Origin of the sequence: Paraglaciecola chathamensis S18K6 (genome assembly GCA_000314955.1) — a bacterium.
Classification (GTDB): domain Bacteria; phylum Pseudomonadota; class Gammaproteobacteria; order Enterobacterales; family Alteromonadaceae; genus Paraglaciecola; species Paraglaciecola chathamensis.
On record BAEM01000014.1, the window covers coordinates 21,152 to 44,614 of the forward strand.

The window sequence follows — 23,463 nt, forward strand, 5'->3', positions numbered from 1 at the left end:
GCCAAGCTGGATGCTAGGTCAATAACACCTTCACCGCTTGCCACATCAAATTTAGCGCTAAAACAGACAAGATAATTTGCACAATACGCTTAAATCGCTCTGCGGGTATTTTGTTGAGCAGTTTTAAACCTAACCAAGTGCCGATGGCACCTGCGGCGATCATGGCGATGACCAAAGGCAGCCATTGCCAAAATGCAAACCCCGCCACACCATACACTAACGCTTTAAGGGTATGCTGCATGGTCATGCTAGATGAAAACGTCGCTGTGAAACGCATTTTGTCGTAGCCCTTGGTGTGCAAATAACTGCCGACTAACGGGCCACTGGCGCCCACAAACATCGACAAAAACGTAGTGCTCAGCCCTGCCATTGCTTTGCCAAGCGGGCTTGATTCTTTAATGCTAGGCTTTTTGCCCCACAGTAAAAAAAGTACAAACCCGCCGACGAACAGTTTCATCCAATCCAGTGGTACATCACTGACCACAAAAAATGCCATTAGCGCGCCAATCAAGCCACCAGCCACAAAAAACAGCAACATACTGCTATCAACATGGCGATAAGTCAGTAGCATTCGGTTAGCGTTTGAGCCCAACTGCACCAAACCGTGCACAGGAATAACAATGGCCATAGGCAAAAATGACGCCATGACCACCAGCAGTAACAAGCCACCACCAGCGCCCATCGCTGCGGTTAAAAACGAGGTGAAACCTGCCAGAACAATTAAAAAAAAGGAAAGCGTTGGGCTGACCAACTCACTGCTAAAAAACTCCATATCACTATGCTTACAACTGACTTAAGAGGGCTATAGCCTATATTGAATAAATAGTTGTTTCGACCCATTTTGCTGTGCCGCTAATATATTGTGCAAAGATAACCGGAAAAGAATTTGACTCTTAGCCATCCTAGAGTATTTTTAATACAAAGATGTTGCATTTCACACAGTTGTAAATCGAATTATCTATTATATGACGTTCTTTCCTAGACCAATTTTCGCCATCTGCTTATTGCTTGGCAGCTATACATGTTTTGCTAATGCGCAGGCAGAAGATAACCTGCAATTCTCCGGTTTTGCGCGTGTGGTAATGGGCTATTTAGACGATAGCAACGCCGAATATGCAGGCTATGACGACAGTATCAGTTTAGGAGAGCAATCACTCTTAGGCTTACAAGCGGATTATCAATTTAACGAAACCTTGTCTATCACTGGTCAATTGGTGGGGCATACAAATGAACGGCGTGAATCGGGGTTGGAGTGGTTGTACGTCACGTACAAACCGAGTAACGCTTTTCAAGTAAAATTGGGCAAACAACGTCTGCCTTTTTTTAATTACAGTGACAGTCTTGATGTGGGCTTTGCTTATCCTTGGCTCACCCTACCAAAACAATTTTACGAAACCTCATTCTTCTCAACTTTTGAAGGATTGCTGGCCAATTACGAGTTTCCGGTTTCCGTTCTACTCATCAACCTTGAAGGATATTGGGGTTATTACGACGATGATATTTACTCACCAGATGGCGGCGTTGAAACCAAGGTAACTGGGCTATTTGGCTTTAACACCAGCGTGACATGGAAAAACTGGAACGCTCGGGCTTCATACAACCAAGGCAACACTGAATTAACGCTGCTAAGCGCGAGTCAATTTGGCGAGCAGTTAAGGCAAGTAGGTTTTGAGCGAAGTGCTGATTGGTTAGACCCGAACGGGTTGATACAGTTTTATCAATTCAGTGTTAACTATGAAGATCTAAATTATTTTTTGCGCAGTGAAATCGCTAAAATGGAAGGCGAAAGTGGCATGGTGCCTGATATAGACAGTTTCTATGTTTCAGTCGGCTACAACTTTTATCCTTATACAATTTACCTTTCATACAGCAAACGCGATCTTTACTATGACCATCCAGAAAACGAAATACCATTTGGCGTATCTGATCAGTTAAATGCCCTTGCGGGCGGCTATGTTGCCATCACAAACGGCTTTTTAGATGATAAGTCCGCAGGCACTAAGGTTGGTATACGCTGGGATTGGCGTTCAAATGTAGCCCTAAAAGCAGAAGCAACCTATATTGACGCCGACGAGAAAATCAGTGGTGACTTTACCCTGCGAGACCTAGGAAACTTTGACGGCAGTGCAATTTTGTATCAGCTTGGTTTAGAGTGGGTATTCTGATGAATAAATACCTCTGCATAGTGATACTTAGTTTTCTTGGCTCTGTAAAAGCGGCAATGGCAAATGACGCGCTCATTATTGTTGCCAACACGTCTGACGCTTCAATTCAATTAACCCGCCAACAGGTGCGTAACCTCTTCATGGGGGGCGCTTTGTCCTATGATTTAAATGCGGTGGCGCTACCACCAGAGAATCACACTCGCGTGTTGTTTAACACCAAGGTGGTGGGCCTAACTGAATCGCGCATTCAGTCATATTGGGCGCAAATGCGTTTTACTGGGCGTAAAAAAGCACCGAAAGAAATCAACAATGAGCAGCAGGTTTTAGAGTACTTAAAAACCCACCAGGGCTCTATCGGTTATTTACCAGCAGGAATGCCTGTACCTGATGAACTAACCGTTGTGTATAAAATCAACTAGCCAGAATATCTTTCAAACTCTTAGGTTTAGAAAACAAATACCCTTGCAATTGATGACAGCCATTGGCGATTAAAAAGTCAGCTTGCTCTCTTGTTTCTACCCCTTCAGCACAAATATGTAAATTGAGCTGCTTGGCCATTTCGATAATGGTTTTGGTAACTAGGGTACTACGTTTAGAGACATTCAAGTTATCTACAAACTGCTTGTCGATTTTCAAAGTATTTAAGTGAATCTGCGTTAAATAGCCTAGTGACGAATAGCCTGCCCCAAAATCATCAAGAGCGATTGAGCAGCCCATATCTCGAATTTGTTTTAGAAACTGGTTAGCCACGTCAAAATTTTCCAAATAAGCAGATTCCGTGACTTCAAACTCAATAAACGACGTATCAACGCTATATTTCTCAAACATCGCGCGAATGTAGTCTACCAGAGAGGCATTATTGATATCATGCGCAGAAAGGTTGATGGATAACACCACATGTTCTTCATGCAACGCTAGCAGCTGGTTTAGCTCTTCGCATATCTGCTGAATAACCCACTTGGTGATGGATAAAATCTTACCGCTTTGTTCTGCAATCGGAATAAACTCAGCAGGAGAAACAAAACCCAGTTGTTCACTATGCCAGCGGATCAAAGCTTCGTAACCCACTACGGTTTCATTCGGTGAAACCTTAGCCTGGTAATGTACAGTGAATTCGTCGTTTTTAATGCCATTAGAAATAGAGTTAGCCACCAACAGGCGACGTTTATTGTCTTCCATCATATCGGGCACAAAAACCGTATGAGTGCTTCGCCCAGCCATTTTTGAGCGGTACATAGCGATATCAGCATTACTGATAAATTCACTCACATTGAAATGTGAATCACTGGCCCGGGCAATACCGATACTCACACCAATTTGCATTTCCCAAGATTGGATTTCAAATGGCTTGCTTAAGCCGTTAACTATGCGTTCTGATATTTCAAATAGCATAATGTCGTCAGGGTCGTTGTGCAGCAAAATCAAAAACTCATCGCCCCCCAAGCGAGAAATCAAATCACCTTCGCGTAAAAAGTTTTTGGTGCGCTGACAGACTTCTAACAACAGCAAATCACCGATTTCATGCCCAAAGGAATCGTTAATGCCTTTAAAGCCATCAAGATCAAAATACATCAGGGCAAGATTGCGCTTATCGCGTTTCGCCTTCGCCAACTCTATACGCAAGGTTTCCATAAAAAATTGTCGATTAGGTAAGCCAGTTAAACCATCAAAGTTGGCTAAACGTTCCATGGCTTTTTGCTGTTCTTTTAATTGCTGGGTGTATTCGCTGTTTTTCTCAGTCTCGTTGCTGATGGTTTCCATCATGCTATTGATATCACGGCTTAACTCAGCCACTTCTTGTTTACCGCGAATGTCGATCCTAAGGGAATAGTCATGGGTTTCTTGAATTTTTTGCGCTAAGCGAGACAAGCGGCTCAGTGGTAAAAAGAGCTTTCGTTGAATCATCAACGAACCCACTATCGCAATAAACAAAACTAACAATACCAAGGGTAATACGCGTTTTAACAGCGTTAGCTTACTGTTATTCAATGGCCCTACTGAGTCATTCACTATGAGCAAATAACCTAGGGGTAAGCGAGTATCACCTACTAGTTTGAGTGCAATCAGTTCGCCATCTTTTACCGACACCCCAAATTCGCGACGTTGCAATTCGCTTAGCTGCACATCCCCTTCAAAATCGTCAGGCTCAAAAAGCGGGCCGAAGTAAACATTAATACGCTGCCATTGATCATCATAAACCACTGCGTATTTAACGTTTTCGTAGCGATCTAAGCGCAGCAAGGTAGTGGTGACCTCAAATACGTCCGGTTCTGACGCAATCAAGGAAACAAGGTCGTTCGCCATGTTTTCTGATAAGCCATCTAAGTCACTACTGGTTGTTTCTAAATAGAGTCTTTCATACTCTTCAATGGAAAAAACAACCACCGCAGCACACACCAATGAAATGGCGACGACAGTGAGCATAGTGGTAGTGCTTTTAATGCTTTTAAACAACATGTATCTATCCCTTTCAACCGAATCACTTTAAAGCTAACAGCATGGCTTATCACGCTAAAATACAATCACTAAACACATAAATTAAGCATATTCCGGCGGGCTATAAAGTAACCCATTGCCGATTATATAGCATAATAATTATTCTAAAGATTCGATATTAAACAATTGGTTAAGTTTTCAACTTCTCTTTAAACATGACGCACTGACGCCATCACCTTGTTGCTCTTTGGTTAAGCGCACGAATTAACGCTTTTCCCCGAGCTGCCCCTTCGCTCCCCATATCGATTCAACTCACTTTACTTATTCCACCTTGGCTTAAAAACCAGAATTCAACAGGCTTTATTACATAAGGTCACTGTTAAGCAAGCGTTAAATAAAGCGAACCCGCACAGCAAGTGCACATTTAAACAACATTTTTAACAAAGTTAAGCCGCTGATCTTCCTCTAATTATTTAAAAATGGGCGGAAATGTGAAGTTTTTGTAAGCAAAAACAATTGACGATGTTAAAACAATTTGGGAATATGCTCACCAGTCGGGCATATACCCATTATATATATTTTAGCGATGCGTAAGAGCTTATGCTCTAAATCAAATGATGGTTAATGGGTTTATCGGCGTTAAGTGATTTCCTAAGGAAATCTAACCACCACACACATATTTACTTTTACTAGGACACAATGATGTTAAAAAACATACAGACAACACTAGTTTCAACAGCCACCAAACGCTTTCACAATGCATCTAACGTAAAGGCGAGTCATGCCCGTTCAGCATCACTTTTTAGCAAAGTAGGCCTAGTAGCTGCCGCTGTAATGACCGCATCAGCGCCTGTTAACGCCGCTTCATTCCTTGATGGCTTAGTGGATGTAAATTTTTTAGCCATGCAAAACTATCAGTCGATTCAGGCGAAAGAAGGCGCGTTTCGCCCAGTAGATGAAGAGCAATCAGCTGGATTTGGCCGTATCAGAGCCAACTTGATGTTTAAGTTTCACGTTAACGAGTACATCACCGCGGATATCGATATTGCCGAAGAGCCAAATGACTTTGGTAACAATGGCGACCGAGACTTCTCGTTTCACAATGACTACGCCGGTATCGAGTTTGATGTGTTCGGTTTGACTAAATACGAGCGTGAAAATGCAGATTTGACCCTACGTTTGGGTAATATCGGTGGCTCGCCATTCCAATTTAAAGGTTTTCAAGACGGTGCTGATAACCAAGGCAACGCGCTTATTGGTAACTGGATGACCGACTACGCCACCGCAGAAAACGGTGCGCAATTGCGTTACAACGAGCGATTCGACAGCGGTGTGCTTCGCGCTTATAACGTGACGGGCCACATTACAACCTCAAGTTTTGGTGAAGCATTTCAAGAAGATCGCGGTTTTAACTACCTTCTTCAAGGTACCTTGGAGTTCACCGGTGGCTTTAAAGTGGGTTTGAACTTCTTACAAGCCAATCAAGGCGACCAACTACGCTTTGAAAACGGTGTTGCCAGCCTCGACGGCCTAACTACCACAAACTATCGCTTTGGCGACGGTGAAAACTACAACTTCTCAGCTTCACCTAGCAGTGAACGTGATACTCACGTAGGTATTATGCCTGGCCTTGACCAAACAACGATTCAGCTAAACTTAGCTTATCAACCGAATGCAAATACCAGCGTTATTTTGATGCTAGGACAATCAAGCGATGACTATACCTTTGCAGATACCGAAGGTAACGCTGTTGCCGGTATTACTTATTTCGGCACCGATGGCGTAGCAGACCCTCAGGGCACCACGTTTGATTCCAACAGAGTCATCAAAGGTGAGTCATCTGTTGAGTATTGGACCGTAGAAGCCCAGCACTACATTATTCCAGGTAAATTATATCTTGCTGCCCGCTATGGAGAAGCCGAAAACACCTCTGACTTGATTGCCCAAACAGACAACACAGTAGAGCGCTTACAAGTTGCCGCTGGTTACTGGTTCAACGATAGAACCCTATTGAAAGTTGAATATGTTGATCAAGACGAAGGCATCAACTCTGGTGGCCAAATTGGCGCCGGCTTTGACGGCATCACGTCTGAGATTTCAGTTAAGTTTTAAGTTTTGGCCGGCTACAGCTGGCTTCTTGCACTTCACTAAGCGTGCAGTTGAAAACAGCGCTTAGTGAGTCACCCACAGAAAACATAAGGGGAATGCCCGATGTTGAAAAAAATAACGATAGCAACTTGCACCGCGCTTAGCATAAGCGCGGCATTAACCATCAGTGCCTCAGCAAGCGCTGAAACCATCACCATCGCAACGGTTAACAACGGCGATATGATCACCATGAAAGAGCTCAGCTCAGATTTTGAAGCTAAGCACCCTGACATAGACCTTAAATGGGTCACCTTAGAAGAAAACATATTGCGCCAACGTGTTACCACGGATGTGGCAACCAAAGGTGGCCAGTACGATGTGATGACCATAGGCACGTATGAAGTGCCGATTTGGGGAAAACAAGGCTGGCTAACTGAGCTTGACGGATTAGGCGAAGATTACGACGAAGAGGATCTATTACCTGCCATTCGTAGTGGTTTGTCTATTAATGACAAGCTTTATGCCGCACCGTTTTACGGCGAAAGCTCAATGGTAATGTACCGTACTGACTTGCTAGAAAAAGCCGGTCTTGAAATGCCGACTAAGCCAAGCTGGAAGTTCATTCGCCAAGCGGCGAAAGCCATGACCGACAAAGAAGCCGGTGTTTACGGTATTTGTTTGCGCGGCAAAGCGGGTTGGGGTGAAAACACTGCGCTTATTACGGCTATGTCTAACTCATTTGGCGCACGCTGGTATGACGAAAACTGGAAGCCACAATTCAACACCCAAGAGTGGAAAGACACGCTGCAATATTATGTTGATGTGATGGAAGAATCAGGCCCTCCTGGCGCGTCATCAAATGGCTTCAACGAAAACCTTGCTTTGTTTCAAACCGGTAAATGCGGCATGTGGATTGATGCCACCGTTGCAGGCGCATTCGTAACCAACAAGAAAGACTCTGAAGTGGCTGACAAAGTCGGCTTTGCCATGGCACCCGATATGGGCTTAGGCAAACGCGGCAACTGGTTATGGGCATGGACCTTAGCCGTACCATCAAGCAGCCAAAAAAGCGATGCGGCGCAAAAGTTCATTAGCTGGGCGACCTCAAAAGAGTATTCAGCTTTAGTGGCCAAAGAAAAAGGCTGGGCAGCTGTTCCACCAGGCACACGTACATCACTGTACGAAAACCCTAAATACATGGAAGCCGCTCCTTTTGCTGAAACCACCCTTGCTTCAATTGAGTCGGTAGACCCGAAAAACCCAACCGTAAAACCGGTTCCTTATGTGGGTGTGCAGTTTGTTGCTATCCCTGAATTTCAAGGGATTGGCACCGCCGTTGGTCAGCAGTTCTCTGCCGCATTAGCAGGCAAGATGACCGTAGAGCAAGCTCTCAGTAACGCCCAACGTTTAGTAGACCGCGCAATGCGCAAGGCGCGCTACCCCAAGTAGCGCTTTGGTTCGGGTAAGCACAATGTGCTGTGCTTACCCGCTTTTTATTTCAGTAATGGGACTCAGTTATGGCGACTACACATTCACGTACGCTAGCGCAGTTCATGCTCTTTCCTTCGGTGGTTTTATTACTCGCCTGGATGATAGTGCCTCTGTGCATGACCTTGTATTTCTCGTTTTTAGATTACAACCTTCTTAGCCCAGGAACAGAGGAATTCATTGGTTTTCTTAACTATGAGTTTTTCTTAACCGACCCGGCTTTCTTTGAATCATTTTTTAACACCCTAGTGTTAGTCGGTGGTGTGTTGCTCATCACAATTTGTGGTGGTATCGGTTTAGCCATTTTGCTCGACCAAGCCATATGGGGCCGTAATTATGTACGCATTATGGTACTCGCACCGTTTTTCGTTATGCCTACTGTGTCAGCACTCGTATGGAAGAATATGCTAATGAACCCAGTGAACGGCTTGTTCGCTCACTTTGCGACCTTCATTGGAATAGAGCCTATAGATTTCTTTTCTCAAGCGCCCTTGCTGTCAATCATCATTATCGTGTCATGGCAGTGGTTGCCCTTCGCGGCATTGATATTACTCACCGCCATTCAGTCACTGGACAGAGAACAACTTGAAGCAGCTGATTTAGATGGTGCAGGCCCATTCAGCAAGTTCTTTTACATTGTACTGCCGCATTTATCACGAGCGGTTACCGCTGTGATATTGATTGAAACGATTTTCTTATTATCGATTTTTGCAGAAATTTTGGTCACCACTAGCGGCGGCCCAGGCTATGAGTCGACCAACATTACGTACCTGATTTACACCCAATCCTTGTTGCAGTTTGACGTAGGCGGTGGTTCAGCAGGCGGCATCATTGCGGTCATTATCGCCAACATCGTGGCTATCTTCCTTATGCGCCTGATTGGCAAGAACTTAGAGGGTTAATCATGGCTATTCAAAGCAGCAATAAATCAAAAATCATTTACACCCTACTGGCGTGGAGTATAAGCGCCGCTATTTTCTTTCCGATTTTCTGGACCTTACTTACCAGTTTTAAAACGGAAGCAGAAGCCATATCAGCCAGCCCAAGCTTATTTATGTTCGACTGGACGCTAGAAAACTACCAAGACGTGTTGGCACGCTCGCCTTACTTCGAGCATTTTTGGAATTCAGTGGTGATTTCGCTCGGGTCAAGCTTGATTGGGTTATTGATTGCTATACCCGCTGCATGGTCAATGGCGTTTGTGCAAACAAAGCGTACTAAGAACCTATTGATGTGGATGCTTTCCACCAAAATGTTGCCACCTGTAGGTGTGTTAATCCCTATTTACTTGTTATTCCGTGATTTCGATTTACTGGATACTAAATTAGGCTTAGTCATAGTCATGACCTTGATTAACCTACCGATTATGGTGTGGATGCTGTACACCTACTTTCGCGAAATTCCAAATGAAATACTTGAAGCATCCCGCATGGATGGCGCAAGCATTAAAGCAGAAATATTCCACGTATTGCTACCCATAGCATTACCTGGCATTGCTTCAACTCTGCTACTGAACGTGATACTCGCGTGGAATGAAGCATTCTGGACACTCATTTTAACCGCAGCAAACGCAGCCCCTTTAACCGCGTTTATTGCCAGCTACTCAAGCCCTGAGGGCTTATTTTACGCCAAACTATCAGCCGCATCAGCGATGGCAATCGCCCCAATACTGATACTTGGTTGGTTCAGCCAAAAACAACTCGTACGCGGATTAACCTTCGGCGCGGTGAAATAGGAGAATTATCATGGGCAGTATTACCTTAAAACAAGTAACCAAAAGCTTTGACGAAGTGAATGTCATTAAACCGCTCGATTTAGAGATCAGAGACGGCGAGTTTATCGTTTTTGTTGGGCCATCGGGCTGTGGCAAATCAACCTTGCTACGCATGATCGCCGGCTTAGAAGATACCACCAGCGGTAACATTGAAATTGACGGCCAAGATGCCACCAGCACACCACCGGCTAAACGCGGCCTTGCGATGGTGTTTCAATCTTATGCTTTGTACCCACATATGTCGGTACGCAACAACATTGCTTTTCCGTTGAAACGAGCAAAAGTGCCCCCTGCTGAGATAGAAGAAAAAATCGCCTCAGCCGCACGCATTTTGAATTTAGGTGATTACCTAGACCGTAAACCAGGCCAGCTTTCTGGCGGGCAGCGTCAGCGCGTGGCCATTGGTCGTGCCATCGTACGCCAACCTTCAGCATTTTTATTCGATGAGCCATTATCGAACTTAGATGCATCGCTGCGGGTAAACATGCGCTTAGAAATTTCAGAGCTACATAAAAGCCTGAAAACCACCATGATTTACGTCACCCACGATCAAGTTGAAGCAATGACTATGGCAGATCGAATTGCCGTATTCAACGCGGGTGTCATCGAACAAGTCGGTACGCCACTTGAGCTATACCAATATCCTGTAAACCGCTTTGTGGCTGGCTTTATTGGTTCACCTAAAATGAACTTCATCGAGTTAGATACACCTCAAGAAGACGGCGCCACCTGTTTAGGTGTTAGACCAGAACACATCGAAATCACTGAGTCAGGCGGTCTTTGGCAAGGTAAAGTGGGCGTAGTTGAACACTTGGGATCAGAAACCTTTTTGCATGTACAAGTTGAAGGTGCAGATACCCTAACGGTTAAAGCCAATGGTGACTGTGCACTTCGCTATGGTGATGACGTTTATTTGGGTGCACAACCTAATAAGATTCTGCGTTTTGATAGCCAAGGCCAAACCATAGCCAACGGTTAGAATATGCCGTAGGCATAGTGGCGAGGTCGGCCAAGCGTAACGTTTTTGCCGCCCTACTGAAGTTCGCATTAAATCAGTTAATGAATATTTGAATTTTAAGCGTATATTTGTCAGCCTATTGAGCAATGGCCAATTTGTCTGAAAAGCAATGACTTAACGTCTATTAAGTAAATGCATATTGCCTTTATGACAGATAAGCCGAGCCGCTATTTAACCCAGAAAACGTGGTAACAACATGGATTTAGTGAACACAATGCCTGAGCTGAAAGACATCAAACTGATCATATTTGACTGCGATGGTGTCTTGATTGACAGCGAAGGACTGAGCAAACGCGAATTACTGGCGCTACTTAAAACGTTAGGCGTGAATATCACCGACGACTATTTTGAAGCGCACTTTCTTGGCCATAGCTTCGAACACGTAACTGCCAAAATTTACCAAGACTTCGGTGTGGCTTTACCTGACACGTTTCGACCTGAATATCAAAAAGCCTTGATTGCCGCTTTTACCGCCGAGTTGCAACCTACCTTAGGGCTAAAAGACCTGCTCAATTCATTAGCAGTGCCTCGCTGTATTGCCACCAGTAGCTCACCTACCCGTGTTGGCCATGCGATGAAAGTTACCGGATTAGACCAATACTTTGCGCCGCATATTTTCACTGCGTCGCAAGTCAAAAATGGTAAGCCCGCCCCAGATTTATTCTTACATGCTGCCAAAAATATGGGCGTTGATGCCAAGCATTGCTTGGTCATTGAAGATTCTCCCGCTGGAATTCAAGGGGCAAAAGCAGCGAGCATGCAGGTTATCCGCTATGCTGGCGCAAGCCATATGGAACCTTGGCGCAGAGCTATCGACCCGCTTACGGACGATGTTACCACTATTAGCCAGTGGCAAGATCTTTATGCCCTTGCTCCCGAATTAACAACAACATATTGAGACTGAGAGGTATCCGTGGTTAAGCTTTCCAATGCCGAAAATAGACGACTAGATGACGCCGCCAGAGCCGGTTGGATGTATTACGTTGCCGGCAATACCCAAGACGAAATCGCTAAAAAACTAGGCGTATCTCGTCAATCAGCCCAGCGCATGGTTGCTTTGTCTGTCAGTGAAAAACTGGTCAAAGTTCGCCTCGACCACCCTATTGCAAAGTGCATGGATTTGGCTGATAAAATTGCCAACCGTTTTGGTTTGCAAACTTGCGAAGTGGTGCCCAGCGACCCAAGCGATCCTTCTTCTACCGTTGGGTTAGCCCAAGCTGGTGCGAATGAAATTGAGCGTCATTTAAAATCCTCTAAACCCAAAACACTGGCCATGGGCACAGGCCGCGTACTGAGAGCCTGCGTCGATGAACTCGCTCCGCTGAATTGCCCCGAGCATAAAGTGGTCGCGTTATTGGGCAATATGGCATCTGACGGTTCTGCATCACCCTATGATGTTGTAGTGCGAATGGCCGAACGTGTTAACGCCAAGCATTACCCTATGCCACTGCCCGTCTTACCGGAAACGGTAAAAGCTAAAAATCAATTACACGCCATGCCGCACATTTCGCAAAATATGCAATTGGCGCAACAAGCGGATGTCACCTTTGTAGGCGTTGGCAATTTAGGGACTAACTCCCCGCTACACTTAGATGGTTTCGTGACCCCAAGTGAGCTAGAAGAATTACAATCTGGCGGGGCGGTTGGTGAAATGATCAGTTGGGTATTTGATAAAAATGGCCAATTACTCGATTGCGCTATTAATCAACGAGTGGCCAGTACGCCATTGTTGGTGGCATCAGAAAAGCCGGTTTTTGCTTTAGCGGCTGGTGAAGAAAAGGTGTATGCCATACTAGGCGTACTGCGCTCAAAGCTGGTTAACTCGTTGATCACCAACGAATACACCGCAGAGCGAATACTCAGCATCGATTAATACCAATCCGCATTAATAAGTGACCGCCTCAGAATGCGTCCAGCGGTTTTTGATTAAGGCGTCGCTATGTAGTAATGGTTGTTCCCTTTCAAATAGTGAGAACGCAGAGCAAAAGCCGCTGGGGCATTCCTTGCAGGCGAGTTTTAAAAGGGCTTACACTGCGTTGCATGACTTCGAAAGAGAACAACTATTCATTCAGTCATGCGCCTTGTTTAAGCCCTTTTAAACTCTCGCTGAGTGATCACTTATTAACGTGGAATGGTATAAAAGGTAACAGCCGCACATAGAAAAGGGACCACATGGTCCCTTTTTTGTTGATTCGATTTAGCGTAACGCTAAATCATTATTTGTTTTTTACCACAAAGGTCATACCGTTTACTTCAGACAAGGTCGGTAATGCTGTCATTGCACCAATTTTGGCGCATACCAAACCGCTGACTTTGCCCGCGAACTCGATAAACCCTTTAAATTCGTCTTGGAAGAAGTTATCCCCTGGCTGGCTGTTGGCCATTTGGAATAAAATAGCACCGATGAATGAGTCACCTGCTCCTGTGGTATCAACGGCATTGATTTCATACGCAGGCACTATGTATTGCTGAGAATTTTGTGAAATCAGGCATCCGTCTGGGCCCAAAGTAACCAGCACCACTTTAACGCCTAAGTCATGAAAATGTTGGCAACCTGCCGCCATATCGCTCTGCCCAGAAAGAAGTACTAGCTCTTCGTCGCTGACCTTAACAATATCCGCTAAGGCGAAATAGCGATTACAAATTGTTTTAAACTGCTCTTCGCGCCCGCGCCATAAATCAATTCTGAAATTCGGATCAAAACAAATGATATTGCCATTCGCTTTGCCCTGTTCAGCAAGACGCAAATAACTATCGCCAAGCTCGCCGCCCAATAACGCGGTAGCCGAGCCTAAATGCAAAATCGAGTCATCAAGCAAAGTGTTGATTGTGCTGTCATCTAAATTCAGTTGTTCGTCAGCACCACGGTTGAAGGCAAACTCGCGCTCGCCATTGTCCCCTAACGAAACAAATGCCAAGGTAGTAGAAGAGGCCAAAGATGCTACATGGTCAGTGTTTACTGAATACCCTTTTACTTCTTCAATCAGAAATTCACCAAAAGGGTCATTACCCACTGAGCCGACTAAAATGGGCTCGCCGCCTAACCTACCAATACAGGCTGCCACATTGGCCGGTGCACCACCGGATTTTTTTACGTAATTAACGCCGTTTACCAAACCTTTATTGGTATCTGTACATACAAAATCGATGAGCATTTCACCAATGCAAATAACCTTCATAGTCTCTTTCCGTATTAAATAATTGAATAAAGTTGGTTTGATGAGAAACACAAGAAACAACACGAACGCCTGTCATGCTCTCTTGTTTTAACGTTGCTCATACACAGCCATAAATGCTTCGCGAGCGATCCTCAGCCCTGCACTGAAACCAATCCACAAAGAATGCGTTTTTCGTGGTGTGCAAAGGCCTGATTATACGCAAACCAACGGCCAATTAACATCCTTGTAGCCCTTTGATTACCGCTAATTTGATATAATTTATGACTTTATAACGTTTACTGGGACGCGGCTAAATTTGCAGTGATTTTTTCCAGTAATGCATTCAACCACCCTGGGGCGAGCGTCGGCTTCCAAATAAGATAAATATCTTCGAAAGGGCGTGTCATTTCCTGCTGAAATTGACTACTCCCAAAGGCGTTTAACCCTTGATGTTGAATCACATATTCAGGTAAATACGCCGCTGCTACGCCGCGTTTCACCATGGCCAGTAAAGGATGCAAGTCGTTAAAACGAAACTGAATGTTGCGCGGCAATTGATCATCGCGCCAGCCGTCTGATCCAACACCGCGCTGCAACCCACAAAACGCAGAGTTTTTGGGGCATGCAAAAGCCAAACGTGTGAATTGCTCTAGGGTAAGATCACTCACAAGCTCTGCATAATCAGCATGTTGGTCTGAAATAGCCAAGGCAAAATGCACCCTAGCTAAATGTATTCGTTGCACCTCGCTGTTTTCGACATTATGTAGCGCCTCACCGGTCACAAACCCCAATTGCGCTAAGCCATGCTTCACTTTTGTCAGGGCTTCACCTTCGTAACAGTTATCAACATGAATATAAAATTGCTCACAAACGGCGCTCGGCAGGATCCGCTCAAGCCAGTAATCTTGAATAATACTCGGCCCACTGATCTGCATACTGTGACGAGTTTGTTTAGCCGCAAAGTGACTCAAAAGTTGATCGCTATCATGAACCAGGTTAGCTGCATGCAGAACAAAAATACGCCCTTGCTCATTCAACTTAATATTTCGCCCGATACGATCAAATAGCTGCGTATTCAGCGATTTTTCCGTTTTTTTAACGATTTTAGATAGTGCACCCGCTGACGTGACAAGGGCTTTGGCACTGTGCTGCAAGTTCTGTGTTTTGGCCACATGAATAATTTTACGCAAGTCATCAATATCCATGTTTGTCACTCTTTTTGTTTCCAATGCGGATATGATAATACGACTTTTGTCTATTTATCGACACTAAAGTTCAGGCTACTGTAAGCAGTGTTATTCACCGTCATCTAAAGGAAAGAGTGCCATGCAACATTTTTCGATCTGGCTATTGTATCTGCTCGTTATCACGCCTGGTATGAGCTTGGCCGCTAACTCACCTGACAGTTTGCCAAAAACCGAGCACATAGCGCATGGGCATTATATCGGTGTTCATGGAATGGCCTTACTGTTTGCTCAAGATGGTAGCGCATACGGGCATCACCTGCCGTTATATACCCCGCCCCATGATTATCAGCTTGTCTATCAGTTGAGGATAATCAAGAGCTTGTCAGCGAACGGGTTAAAATCCCAGCCAAACGAAACGTCGAAGGCTGTTAGTGCTTTGAAAAAGCATGGCTTACTTACCATAAAACCTGAGCCGTTTGATTTACATCGCCTGATCAAAGGTGACACTTTTAAGGTGAAAGCGACCGTATATCAGGGACATTTTGAGAGAGGCGGAGAAGCGCTATTTAGCAGCGAAATTACCTTTGTAAAACCTATTTATCGCGAGAAAATTGTACTTGAGCAAGCGAACCAACCACGCTTTGTTCAGGTTGAACTTAACGAAAGCGAAACATTGATAGTGCATCAAATTACCTCGCGCCCCTCTTTCGATGCACTGTGGCTCACACATCACCAGAGCTCACAGCCGAAACAAGCGACAGCGTGTATTGGCATCAGTGAGATAAAAGAACAAGATAGCTATGACTGGCAACGAACGTTTCAGTATTTGTCCCATTGCTTTGCGCCACCAGCGTATTTAGAAGTACAAGATTTTGCTCAGTAGAACGCAACAAAACCCCACCTCAACGACGTGAGCTGGGGGTTAAATATCACTCACCTTTTGGAAAGCTAGCCAGCGCCATATTTGCCACTTCAACTAACTGTGCTTCGGTCGCGCCACTGCTGGCTTGAATGGCTATACCATTGATAACCGTGCATAAGTAACGAGATAACGCGGCGGCATCGGTGTCACTGGGTAAATCTTTCTGCGCGATCGCCAATTCTAAGCGCTCGCGCAAATCTTCTTCACTTTTTTGTCGGCGCTGGGTTAGCACTTCTTTTACCCCAGAGGCCGCTTCACTGCAGGCCAATGCGCCCTGCACCATAACGCAGCCTTGAGGATGAGACGCATCGGACATATTTTTTGCCGCGCCAATCAACATCGTTTCAGCCACTTGGTAAGCAGTTGGCTGCTCTAAAGCCGGCTTAAAAAAGCTACAAGGACGGTTCTCGTAGAACTCGATAGCCTTTAAAAACAACTGCTCTTTGTTACCAAATGCAGAGTACAAGCTGGGTTTATTTATTCCCATGGCAGAGGTTAAATCAGACAAAGATGCGCCGTCATAACCTTTGGTCCAAAAAACGTCTAACGCTTTTTCAAGGGCGGTTTGCATGTCAAATGCCCGTGGTCGCCCCACAGCGGCAGTACAACTAACAGCACTCATTTTTTTGCTCCTGATGTCATTATGCTCACATAGTAAACAGCTAATTAACCCTTGTCTATATGGGGTTATATACTCTTTAGTACAATACAGACCATTTATTGTATTCGTAGAATTAGGCAATAAAGCTGAAGTTTTCGACATTCAGAATGTCGCTTTAACTGCGTACTATGTACCTCGTGCTTATACCATTCCACGTTAATAAGTGATGACTCAGCGAGAGTTTAAAAGGGCTTAAACAAGGCGCATGACTGAATGAATAGTTGTTCTCTTTCGAAGTCATGCAACGCAGTGTAAGCCCTTTTAAAACTCGCCTGCAAGGAATGCCCCAGCGGCTTTTGCTCTGCGTTCTCACTATTTGAAAGGGAACAACCATTACTACATAGCGACGCCTTAATCAAAAACCGCTGGACGCATTCTGAGGCGGCCACTTATTAATGCGGATTGGTATTAGTCTGTTGAAACAAATCAAAGTTCAAATTTTAGCATGCTATCAATCCTATTTATCCCCGTGACTTCGGGGGCTATAAAAATCCATTATTAATTAGATCAAAATTAAATTACCGACCGGTACAAAAATATATTGACTAAATGCTGCGCATCTATATTCTTACCGACCAGTACATAAATAGCAAATTCTATTAGAACGTCGTCGTGAACAAGGTTAAATCAGAGGAAATGAATCTCATGAGCACAAAACACATTGTCAAAAATTGGCTACTAGGTGGGATCGCCAGCGTCGTGTTGGTTGCTTGTGGCAACCCAGACGAATCAAATCAACCTGTTGCCCCCGTAGCGCCGCAAGTCAGCGTAGCGAAAGTAGTAAATGAGCGTATCACTGAATGGGACGAGTTCACTGGCCGTTTACAAGCTCCGCAAACCGTGACGTTGATCCCGCGTGTATCAGGATATATCGAAAATGTACTATTTGAAGAAGGCGCAGTGGTCAACAAAGGTGAAGTGCTATTTCAAATAGACCCCCGTGCCTTTAAAGCAGAAGTTGACCGTTTAAAAGCAGAGTTACTCAGTGCTAAAAGTGCCTATACCCAAGCACTAAATGATTTTGAACGTGCGAAAACGTTAAGCGAGCAACGAGCAGTTTCAGTTGAAATACTTGACGGTCGCTTAGCCCGCAAGCAACAAACATCGGCCACTGTGGCATCGGTTTCTGCCGCATTAGAGCGCGCAGAGCTTGATTTGTCTTACACTCAAGTCACGGCGCCTATCTCAGGTCGGGTATCTTATGCCCTTATCACTGAGGGTAACTTTGTCACCGCCGGACAAAGCCAGCTTACGAGCTTGGTATCAATGGACAAGATGTACGCCTACTTTGATGTAGACGAACAAACTTACTTAAAGTACGCCCAATTGGCTGAGTCAGGACAGCGTTCAAGTACCCGAGATGATAATGCCAACCCTGTCTATATGGCACTGGCCAGCGAAGCGAACTTCGAGCACACGGGCAGCATTGATTTTGTGGATAACGCGGTTAATCAAACCACTGGCACGATCCGCATTCGTGCGTCTTTCGCCAACCAAGAGCACTCTTTACTACCGGGCTTATTTGCACGGATTAAACTGACTGGCAGTAACTCATATCAAGGCATTTTGATCGATGAAAAAGCGGTTGGAACAGATCTCAATCGCAAGTTTGTATTGGTCGTGAACCAAGACAACCAACTTGAATACCGAAATGTGGTACTAGGTGAAAAAGTCAACGGTTTACGCATAGTCACTGATGGTTTAGCGCCTGAAGAAACCATAGTGGTCAATGGCTTACAACGTGTTCGCCCGAATATGCAGATTCAACCTAAATTAGTAGAAATGACCTCCATTGAGGCACTGACCGCCCTTCGCCAGCAACAGAAATTACTCGACCAAACCAGCAATGAATTGACGGCACAAGCCGACGAAACGTTTGCTGATCGCGGTTAACGGAGCCTCTCATGTTTTCGCAGTTTTTTATACGCCGCCCTATTTTTGCGGCGGTTATCTCGCTGATTTTCTTTATCGTAGGGGCCATCTCTGTATGGCAACTACCGATTACCGAATATCCAGAAGTAGTACCACCGACTGTGGTCGTTACCGCTAACTACCCAGGTGCCAACCCTAAGGTGATTGCCGAAACGGTTGCTTCCCCCCTTGAACAAGAGATCAACGGGGTTGAAAACATGTTGTACATGTCTTCTCAAGCCACGTCTGATGGCACCATGACCCTGACCATCACGTTTGCCATTGGTAGCGATGTGGATTTAGCCCAAACCCAGGTTCAAAGCCGAGTTGAGCGTGCTAAGCCGCGCTTACCAGAAGAAGTACAACGTTTAGGCATAGTCACTGAGAAATCTTCCCCAGATTTAACCATGGTGGTGCATTTAACCTCACCTGACGAGCGATACGATATGTTGTATTTATCAAACTACGCCGTGCTTAACGTTAAAGATGAATTGGCTCGTATCGAAGGCGTAGGACAAGTGCGGGTGTTTGGTGCTGGCGACTACAGTATGCGCGTTTGGTTAGATCCAAACAAAGTGGCTGCTTTAGGGTTATCCCCAAGCAATATCGTGTCAGCGATTCGTGAGCAAAACCAACAAGCTGCCGCCGGTAGCCTTGGCGCACAGCCCAGTGGTGACAGTGACTTTCAACTTTTAATCAATGTTAAAGGTCGTTTGACTGACGTTGAAGAGTTTGAAGACATCATTATTAAAGTAGGCGAACAGGGGCAAATTAGTCGCCTTAAAGATGTCGCCCGCGTTGAACTTGGCGCCTCTACTTATGCGCTTCGCTCGATGCTAGACAACAAAGACGCTGCCGCAATGCCGGTATTTCAGGCGTCAGGGTCCAATGCGATTCAAATTTCCGATGATGTGCGCAGCAAAATGGCTGAGCTATCAAAAACCTTTCCTGAAGGCTTGAGTTACGACATTGTTTACGACCCCACAGTGTTTGTGCGCGGCTCTATTGAAGCTGTGGTTAAAACCCTGTTTGAGGCCGTTTTATTAGTGGTTTTAGTCGTGGTGCTATTTTTACAAACATGGCGCGCCTCGATTATTCCATTAGTTGCTGTGCCAGTATCGTTAGTGGGCACCTTTGCCTTTATGCATTTACTGGGCTTTTCACTGAACGCCTTATCCTTGTTTGGTTTGGTACTTGCCATCGGGATCGTGGTCGATGACGCGATTGTCGTGGTGGAAAACGTTGAGCGAAATATCGCAGATGGTTTATCGCCAGTTGCTGCAACACAAAAAGCGATGAAAGAAGTAACAGGCCCTATCGTTGCCACCACCTTGGTATTGGCAGCAGTGTTTATCCCAACGGCGTTTATGTCTGGTTTGACTGGTCAGTTTTACAAGCAATTCGCGCTGACTATCACAATTTCGACCTTTATCTCGGCAATCAACTCGCTCACCCTAAGCCCTGCCTTGTCAGCTTTGCTACTTAAAGGCCACGATAGCAAGAAAGACGCCCTCACCCGAGGTATGGACAAACTGCTCGGCGGCTGGTTATTTAACCCGTTTAATCGTTTCTTCGCTCGCTTGTCAGACGGCTACGGCTGGGTTGTGAAAAAAGTGCTGCGTTTTGGCCTATTAGTCGGCGTGATTTACATCGGTTTAGTGGGTTTGACCGGCTTGCAATTTGCCACCACCCCAACAGGTTATGTGCCAGGACAAGACAAGCAATATCTGGTGGCATTTGCCCAGTTACCAGATGCAGCATCACTTGATCGCACAGAAGAAGTGATTAAAGAAATGTCCCGTATCGCCCTTGAACAGCCCGGTGTGTCTAACTCTGTTGCTTTTCCTGGCTTGAGTATCAATGGTTTTACCAACAGCACCAACAGCGGAATAGTATTTACACCACTGGATGACTTTGCCGATCGCACAGACCCATCATTATCAGCTGGGGCGATTGCCGCGGCACTGAATCAAAAATTTGCCGCCATTGAAGATGCCTACATCGCTATCTTCCCGCCGCCGCCAGTACAAGGTTTAGGCACCATAGGCGGCTTTAGACTGCAAATTCAAGACCGCGCTAACTATGGTTACGACGAGCTGTATAAGGTCACCATGCAAGTGATGCAAAAAGCGTGGGCTACGCCCGAATTAGCTGGCGTGTTCTCTAGCTATCAAATTAATGTTCCGCAACTTGATGTAGACATTGACCGCACCAAGGCTAAACAGCAGTCGGTTTCTTTGGATGAGCTGTTTACCACCTTACAAGGTTATATGGGCTCGGTGTACGCCAATGACTTTAATCAGTTTGGTCGTACTTATCAGGTGAACGTGCAAGCTGACGAGCAATTCAGACAAACCCCAGAACAAATAGCGCAGCTCAAAGTGCGTAACAACAACGGCGATATGGTGCCTATCGGGTCGTTCATTAATGTAAACAATACCGCAGGCCCTGATCGCGTTATGCATTACAACGGCTTTACCACGGCTGAAATCAACGGTGGTGCAGCGCCGGGTTACAGTTCAGGCGAAGCACAAGCAGCGATTGAAAAGATATTAGCTGAAACCTTACCCAACGGCATGACCTACGAGTGGACCGAACTCACCTATCAACAAATACTGGCAGGCAATGCGGGCATGTATATCTTCCCGTTGATCATCCTGTTGGTGTTCTTGGTATTGGCGGCCCAGTACGAGAGTTTGAGCTTACCGCTGGCAATCATTTTGATTATCCCGATGACGCTACTGTCGGCATTAAGCGGTGTGCTTATCGCAGGGGGCGACAACAATATCTTTACCCAAATTGGCTTTATTGTACTGGTGGGGCTGGCGACAAAAAACGCGATCCTTATCGTTGAATTCGCGAAAGAATTGCAAGACGAAGGCAGAACCGCTTACGAAGCCATTCTTGAAGCCGGCCGCTTACGTTTGCGCCCCATTTTGATGACGTCCATCGCCTTTATCATGGGCGTGGTGCCTATGGTGTTCTCAAGCGGTGCGGGTGCAGAGATGCGTCAAGCCATGGGGGTTGCTGTGTTCTCAGGCATGATAGGGGTCACCGTGTTTGGCCTACTACTCACCCCATTATTTTACTATGTGCTCGCTAAGCGCGGCGAGCGTAAATCTCACCAATTACCTATAAAAAACAACGCTAAACAGGAGGCTGACCATGGGTAACATCTTGAAAATCGGCACACTGGCTGGGCTGATCTCAGCCCTTGCTGCCTGTGCTGTAGGGCCTGATTACCAAGCCCCAACCAAAGCAAATAACATTGAATTAGCTAGCGCTTATGAGCAAGCAGAGAAGCTCACCAACTGGTGGAACGCTTTTGGTGATGAAGACTTAAATCAGCTGATTGACCAAGCGTTGAAAGAAAACCGCACGTTATTTCAAGCACAAGCCAACGTGCTGCGCGCCTATGCCATATTTCGGGATAGCGATAATGACTTGTTGCCAAAAGGCTCGTTAAACGCAGGCTACGAGGCGGGAAAGAACATTACTGTGCTCGAATCTGACGACGATACCATTGCCCGTGGTTATAACGCAGGCGCTAATTTAACCTGGGATGTGGACCTGTTTGGCAAGGTACGCCGAGCTATAGAAGCATCACTGGCTGAAGCCGAGCAAGCTGATATTCTGTGGCATGACGCTCAGTTACAAATTATCAGCCAAGTGGCTGCCACCTATGGTGACTATCGTGGTGCCCAGTTCAGATTAAAAGTCGCGGAGCAAAACTTAGCTAACTTGCGCCAAACACGCACTATCGTAAAAGCGCGTTTTCAGGCTGGGTTTGCCTCAGAACTTGAAATGGCGCGCATTGATGCTCAAGTCTTTCAAGTTGAAGCCAGTGTGCCACAAATGCGTAACTTGCTTGCCAGAGCCGAGGCCACACTGTCAGCACTTTTGGCCAAAAAACCAGGTGAACTTGCCCTTAGCACAGAGCCAGAGTTACCCCAGCTATCAAAGCCCGTGGCCTTGGTACCCGGTGAAAACTATTTGCGCTATCGGGCTGATGTTGCAAGTTCAGAACGGGCGTTAGCCGCAAGTACTGCGCGCATTGGCGTGGCAACCGCTGACTTATACCCGAATGTATCTGTAAGCGGCTTTTTAGGCTTTTTGTCTGGGCCAGGCTTAACCTTAGGCGGCGACACCAAAAGCTGGAGTGTTGCCCCGACTATCAGCTGGCAAGCAGCTGATTTAGGTTCGATAAAGGCGCGTATCCGCCAAGCAGAAGCTAATTCTGATATCGCCTTAGCCCAGTTCGAACAACAAGTGTTTGATGCGCTAGCCGACATGCAGTTTTCATTGCAAAGCTATAACTTCAGCCGCCAGCAGCAACAAAGCACTGAACACCAATGGCAAGCTAGTGAAAGAGCGATGATATTAGCCCGCCAGCGATTTGAAGCCGGTAGCGGCGAGTTTTTGGAATTGTTAGAAGCCCAGCGTGATGCCTTGCAAAGCCGAGAACAACTAGCCGTGCAAGAACAGCAAAGCTTTAACCGCTTAGTGGATATTTACCGTGCATTCGGTGGCGGGATCAGCGTTATTTAATACCAATCCGCATTAATAAGTGACCGCCTCAGAATGCGTCCAGCGGTTTTTGATTAAGGCGTCGCTATGTAGTAATGGTTGTTCCCTTTCAAATAGTGAGAACGCAA

18 protein-coding genes are annotated in these 23,463 nt (G+C 45.7%); 13 read left to right on the top strand and 5 right to left on the bottom strand.

The genetic code is table 11. The features are described 5' to 3' along the window. Positions 1-13 precede the first annotated feature (13 nt). Positions 14-772, bottom strand: coding sequence for a sulfite exporter TauE/SafE family protein (locus GCHA_RS04560; protein ID WP_007985546.1), 759 nt, complete (start codon positions 770-772; stop codon positions 14-16). A 193-nt stretch (positions 773-965) separates the two neighbouring features. On the opposite strand from GCHA_RS04560, the gene GCHA_RS04565 reads away from it, so the two are divergent. Both GCHA_RS04565 and GCHA_RS04570 read left to right on the top strand, forming a co-directional pair. Continuing rightward, complete coding sequence (locus GCHA_RS04565; RefSeq protein ID WP_007985548.1) at positions 966-2,165, top strand: hypothetical protein; 1,200 nt, start codon at positions 966-968, stop codon at positions 2,163-2,165. Beyond that, a complete protein-coding gene (locus GCHA_RS04570) occupies positions 2,165-2,584 on the top strand; it encodes a hypothetical protein (protein WP_007985551.1) in 420 nt (139 codons plus the stop codon). Before GCHA_RS04565 ends, GCHA_RS04570 begins: the two co-directional genes overlap by 1 nt. On the opposite strand, the gene GCHA_RS04575 is transcribed toward GCHA_RS04570, so the two are convergent. Then, positions 2,577-4,622 (bottom strand): putative bifunctional diguanylate cyclase/phosphodiesterase, encoded by a 2,046-nt coding sequence (locus GCHA_RS04575; RefSeq protein ID WP_007985553.1) that lies wholly within the window; start codon positions 4,620-4,622, stop codon positions 2,577-2,579. The two genes, GCHA_RS04570 and GCHA_RS04575, sit on opposite strands and share 8 nt — an antisense overlap. Before the next feature lie 681 nt (positions 4,623-5,303). On the opposite strand from GCHA_RS04575, the gene GCHA_RS04580 reads away from it, so the two are divergent. The 7 genes from GCHA_RS04580 (at position 5,304) to GCHA_RS04610 (ending at position 12,842) form a co-directional block, all read left to right on the top strand. Next, positions 5,304-6,713: a hypothetical protein gene (locus tag GCHA_RS04580; protein WP_007985555.1), complete on the top strand. Its 1,410-nt coding sequence runs from the start codon at positions 5,304-5,306 to the stop codon at positions 6,711-6,713. A gap of 99 nt (positions 6,714-6,812) precedes the next feature. Then, complete coding sequence (locus GCHA_RS04585) at positions 6,813-8,138, top strand: ABC transporter substrate-binding protein (protein WP_007985558.1); 1,326 nt, start codon at positions 6,813-6,815, stop codon at positions 8,136-8,138. Between the two features lie 68 nt (positions 8,139-8,206). Further along, positions 8,207-9,079 carry a carbohydrate ABC transporter permease gene (locus GCHA_RS04590; protein WP_007985560.1) on the top strand — a complete coding sequence of 291 codons (873 nt, stop codon included), beginning with the start codon at positions 8,207-8,209 and terminating at the stop codon, positions 9,077-9,079. A gap of 2 nt (positions 9,080-9,081) precedes the next feature. Further along, complete coding sequence (locus GCHA_RS04595) at positions 9,082-9,912, top strand: carbohydrate ABC transporter permease (protein WP_007985562.1); 831 nt, start codon at positions 9,082-9,084, stop codon at positions 9,910-9,912. 10 nt (positions 9,913-9,922) lie between these two features. After that, positions 9,923-10,930: an ABC transporter ATP-binding protein gene (locus tag GCHA_RS04600; protein WP_007985573.1), complete on the top strand. Its 1,008-nt coding sequence runs from the start codon at positions 9,923-9,925 to the stop codon at positions 10,928-10,930. A 235-nt stretch (positions 10,931-11,165) separates the two neighbouring features. Then, positions 11,166-11,867 (top strand): HAD family hydrolase, encoded by a 702-nt coding sequence (locus tag GCHA_RS04605; RefSeq protein ID WP_007985575.1) that lies wholly within the window; start codon positions 11,166-11,168, stop codon positions 11,865-11,867. A 15-nt stretch (positions 11,868-11,882) separates the two neighbouring features. Then, on the top strand, positions 11,883-12,842 hold the full coding sequence (locus tag GCHA_RS04610) for a sugar-binding transcriptional regulator (RefSeq protein WP_007985577.1): 960 nt from the start codon (positions 11,883-11,885) through the stop codon (positions 12,840-12,842). Positions 12,843-13,185: 343 nt separating this feature from the next. Here the strand turns inward: GCHA_RS04610 and GCHA_RS04615 are convergent, their stop codons facing one another. Together GCHA_RS04615 and GCHA_RS04620 are read right to left on the bottom strand one after the other, a co-directional pair. Beyond that, the gene (locus tag GCHA_RS04615; protein WP_007985582.1) at positions 13,186-14,148 is read right to left on the bottom strand and encodes a carbohydrate kinase family protein; all 963 of its coding nucleotides are present in this window, start codon (positions 14,146-14,148) and stop codon (positions 13,186-13,188) included. Positions 14,149-14,423: 275 nt separating this feature from the next. Next, positions 14,424-15,332 carry a LysR family transcriptional regulator gene (locus GCHA_RS04620; protein WP_007985584.1) on the bottom strand — a complete coding sequence of 303 codons (909 nt, stop codon included), beginning with the start codon at positions 15,330-15,332 and terminating at the stop codon, positions 14,424-14,426. Positions 15,333-15,453: 121 nt separating this feature from the next. Here GCHA_RS04620 and GCHA_RS04625 point away from each other — a divergent pair, with 121 nt between their 5' ends. Beyond that, positions 15,454-16,197, top strand: coding sequence for a hypothetical protein (locus tag GCHA_RS04625; protein WP_007985586.1), 744 nt, complete (start codon positions 15,454-15,456; stop codon positions 16,195-16,197). Between the two features lie 46 nt (positions 16,198-16,243). Here GCHA_RS04625 and GCHA_RS04630 read toward each other — a convergent pair whose 3' ends face one another. Further along, positions 16,244-16,858 (bottom strand): TetR/AcrR family transcriptional regulator, encoded by a 615-nt coding sequence (locus GCHA_RS04630; protein WP_007985595.1) that lies wholly within the window; start codon positions 16,856-16,858, stop codon positions 16,244-16,246. 684 nt (positions 16,859-17,542) lie between these two features. Here GCHA_RS04630 and GCHA_RS04635 point away from each other — a divergent pair. Genes GCHA_RS04635 through GCHA_RS04645 form a run of 3 tightly spaced genes read left to right on the top strand, consistent with a single transcriptional unit; the run spans position 17,543 to position 23,356 of the window. Beyond that, positions 17,543-18,790, top strand: a complete 1,248-nt coding sequence (locus tag GCHA_RS04635; RefSeq protein ID WP_007985596.1) for an efflux RND transporter periplasmic adaptor subunit — start codon at positions 17,543-17,545, stop codon at positions 18,788-18,790. 11 nt (positions 18,791-18,801) lie between these two features. Further along, positions 18,802-21,981 (top strand): efflux RND transporter permease subunit, encoded by a 3,180-nt coding sequence (locus GCHA_RS04640; protein WP_007985597.1) that lies wholly within the window; start codon positions 18,802-18,804, stop codon positions 21,979-21,981. After that, complete coding sequence (locus tag GCHA_RS04645) at positions 21,974-23,356, top strand: efflux transporter outer membrane subunit (RefSeq protein ID WP_007985598.1); 1,383 nt, start codon at positions 21,974-21,976, stop codon at positions 23,354-23,356. The genes GCHA_RS04640 and GCHA_RS04645 overlap by 8 nt, the downstream gene beginning before the upstream one ends. Positions 23,357-23,463: the final 107 nt, after the last annotated feature.

Coding starts and splice junctions, on each gene's coding strand:
- GCHA_RS04560 (WP_007985546.1), bottom strand. CDS start 772: ATGGAGTTTTTTAGCAGTGAGTTGGTCAGCCCAACGCTTTCCTTTTTT.
- GCHA_RS04565 (WP_007985548.1), top strand. CDS start 966: ATGACGTTCTTTCCTAGACCAATTTTCGCCATCTGCTTATTGCTTGGC.
- GCHA_RS04570 (WP_007985551.1), top strand. CDS start 2,165: ATGAATAAATACCTCTGCATAGTGATACTTAGTTTTCTTGGCTCTGTA.
- GCHA_RS04575 (WP_007985553.1), bottom strand. CDS start 4,622: ATGTTGTTTAAAAGCATTAAAAGCACTACCACTATGCTCACTGTCGTC.
- GCHA_RS04580 (WP_007985555.1), top strand. CDS start 5,304: ATGTTAAAAAACATACAGACAACACTAGTTTCAACAGCCACCAAACGC.
- GCHA_RS04585 (WP_007985558.1), top strand. CDS start 6,813: ATGTTGAAAAAAATAACGATAGCAACTTGCACCGCGCTTAGCATAAGC.
- GCHA_RS04590 (WP_007985560.1), top strand. CDS start 8,207: ATGGCGACTACACATTCACGTACGCTAGCGCAGTTCATGCTCTTTCCT.
- GCHA_RS04595 (WP_007985562.1), top strand. CDS start 9,082: ATGGCTATTCAAAGCAGCAATAAATCAAAAATCATTTACACCCTACTG.
- GCHA_RS04600 (WP_007985573.1), top strand. CDS start 9,923: ATGGGCAGTATTACCTTAAAACAAGTAACCAAAAGCTTTGACGAAGTG.
- GCHA_RS04605 (WP_007985575.1), top strand. CDS start 11,166: ATGGATTTAGTGAACACAATGCCTGAGCTGAAAGACATCAAACTGATC.
- GCHA_RS04615 (WP_007985582.1), bottom strand. CDS start 14,148: ATGAAGGTTATTTGCATTGGTGAAATGCTCATCGATTTTGTATGTACA.
- GCHA_RS04620 (WP_007985584.1), bottom strand. CDS start 15,332: ATGGATATTGATGACTTGCGTAAAATTATTCATGTGGCCAAAACACAG.
- GCHA_RS04625 (WP_007985586.1), top strand. CDS start 15,454: ATGCAACATTTTTCGATCTGGCTATTGTATCTGCTCGTTATCACGCCT.
- GCHA_RS04630 (WP_007985595.1), bottom strand. CDS start 16,858: ATGAGTGCTGTTAGTTGTACTGCCGCTGTGGGGCGACCACGGGCATTT.
- GCHA_RS04635 (WP_007985596.1), top strand. CDS start 17,543: ATGAGCACAAAACACATTGTCAAAAATTGGCTACTAGGTGGGATCGCC.
- GCHA_RS04640 (WP_007985597.1), top strand. CDS start 18,802: ATGTTTTCGCAGTTTTTTATACGCCGCCCTATTTTTGCGGCGGTTATC.
- GCHA_RS04645 (WP_007985598.1), top strand. CDS start 21,974: ATGGGTAACATCTTGAAAATCGGCACACTGGCTGGGCTGATCTCAGCC.